The organism is Candidatus Rickettsiella isopodorum, from assembly GCF_001881495.1.
In the GTDB taxonomy this organism is placed as follows: domain Bacteria; phylum Pseudomonadota; class Gammaproteobacteria; order Diplorickettsiales; family Diplorickettsiaceae; genus Aquirickettsiella; species Aquirickettsiella isopodorum.
Genome location: NZ_LUKY01000017.1, coordinates 1 through 2045 on the forward strand (window position 1 = coordinate 1; position 2045 = coordinate 2045).

The window sequence follows — 2045 nt, forward strand, 5'->3', positions numbered from 1 at the left end:
TATACTTTCTGCTAAAGAAAAATGATCTTTTATTCCCATGCCAACACACAATTCTTGTGCAGCAGCATCCGCCAATCTACAATGGCTTAGATTTTCCAGCAATGAACTCACCGTACAAAATAGAAAAAAATATCTAAATATCTATTTATGAAAGCCTGTACGCGTTGCTTCACCTGTGTCAGGATTAATTTCATATGTAAAACCTGAAAAACGGTCTGCAATAATTTTTCCTTGATCATTTTTGCTTAAATATACAAACCCATCATTATCGTATGGTGGTTTGGTTTTTATTTCTGAAACTTGCCAAATAATATTTTTCTCTTGATCAATACAGTAAATATTTGCAAGTTTTTCTGAAATAGAAACGCTTTTATCTCCCATTACATCAAGCATTACAATCTGCTTATTACCTAAATCTACATGCTTATATATTTTTTCAATTTGTTTTTCGCCTAATTTCATAACATTTCCTCTCATCGATTTCATGGGTTTAGTCCAAACATTGGTTGATTTATTAAACGTGTATTAATAAAACTAGAGTTTGGAATATCACTAATAAGTTGATACTGGAATCCTGATTTATCTATCAACCCAAAAGAAGGTTGTGGCCCAATGCGACCAACCAAAAGTTCTGTATTAACTGGTATATTCACTTTAGCGATACAAAGTAAACTTTATCGACGTAATTCAGCTAAATAAATTCTTTCAAAATATTTTGTATCCCAGAAGCTGAAAATTTAATGCATGCATCTTGGCTAGGATTAACAATTAAGCCATAGTTAGCAGGATGTTTCTTTAACCATTCCAAAGCCTTTAATTTTACTACACAAATATCAGCAGTCATGTATACCTCTGCCCATTCTTTTTTCGTAAAAACACACGCTGTTTTTTCGCCATGAAACTCGGTGCATAGTGGTAAAATAATTTCTTTATCCGTCAAAGCCTTTTCACTACAAGCGATAAAAAAATTATTATCCATCATTACTTGGATTACTACTTTCAGGCTTATTTCTTTGTTCTTTGCACCAAGAATTAACTGCTCGATTGTAGTAGGCAAATTACTTTCAGGTGATTTCATTTATTAACTCTCACGACTAAAATATTTTGGGAAAAGTGACTTTGCTTCTTCTAAAGTTAGTACGCGTGCCGTTCGCAGATCAGCACCCCAATATGTTTTACAGTGATCACATTTATACAGAAACATTTGCTCGCCGGCGTTTTCCGCTAATCTATAAGGTTGCTTCTTAGGATATTTAAGCCAAAAGTTCGCACATATTTCACATCCATTGCTTAAAATCATTTGAACCTCCAGTAAGGTACCCATTCACCTTGTTCACCGAGTCTAAATATCATTGTTCCAGGCGGCATTTTAATTCCTCCAGGTGTTACAAACTCTCTTGTTTGATTTACTAAAAATGTATCAGTTTCTGGCACACGGATGGCCGTATTACCGCCAAGCCTAAAATTAATATTACCTAACGCATCTTCTGCTGTTGGCAACCTGATTGACAGTCCTTTTGTGGGGAAAGATGCTCCAAATATTTCTTTGCTTTGAAGCCAAGCATCTTTTAAGGAAGGTGCAAAACCTGTTTCTATTGCAGCAGAAGCAGGCGATGTTATTCTGATAACATCTTCTTCGGGCATAAGAAAAATCTGTTTGGAAGCAAGACCGAAAGTTGTGCTGCCCTCAAAAGTGTCTGGCGCAAAAAAGTGGAGATAATCTTTTGAGAAGAACGTTACACCACGACCAAAAGCTGAAACACTCTCTGTTCCATTATGACCAAAAAATCCTAATCGTTCCAATTTCTGAGTTACGTTACCAACAATTACCCGCCCTCCGATAAATCTATTCCCAATTACTTCTCCTAAAAGATATCCAGCTTTTTTCCAAGGATCTTGCGGAGTTTCATAGTTTCCGGTAAAAACGGAAGAAAGAGCGTCTATGGTTCCTTCACGCATCTTCAGTACATCATCAACTCCTCGCCAGAATCCATTGGGATTTCTTGGTGGTGGTGTGGGATGATAAAAATGACTCACTTCTTCGC

Annotated in this window: 3 protein-coding genes; all 3 read right to left on the reverse strand. The window is 36.2% G+C overall.

What is annotated here, in order from left to right:
- Positions 1 to 141: 141 nt before the first annotated feature.
- Entirely contained in the window at positions 142 to 486 is a 345-nt protein-coding gene (locus A1D18_RS00070) for a DUF7957 family protein (RefSeq protein WP_483862369.1), read from the reverse strand.
- A 205-nt stretch (positions 487 to 691) separates the two neighbouring features.
- Positions 692 to 1078, reverse strand: a complete 387-nt coding sequence (locus tag A1D18_RS00075) for an SseB family protein (protein ID WP_071661798.1) — start codon at positions 1076 to 1078, stop codon at positions 692 to 694.
- A 218-nt stretch (positions 1079 to 1296) separates the two neighbouring features.
- Positions 1297 to 2045: hypothetical protein (locus A1D18_RS06795; protein WP_171910792.1), on the reverse strand; the 749-nt coding region annotated here is incomplete at its 5' end.

What these genes read in the sequence shown, in the direction of transcription:
- A1D18_RS00070 (WP_483862369.1), bottom strand. Translation starts at nt 486, where the DNA reads ATGAAATCGATGAGAGGAAATGTTATGAAATTAGGCGAAAAACAAATT.
- A1D18_RS00075 (WP_071661798.1), bottom strand. Translation starts at nt 1,078, where the DNA reads ATGAAATCACCTGAAAGTAATTTGCCTACTACAATCGAGCAGTTAATT.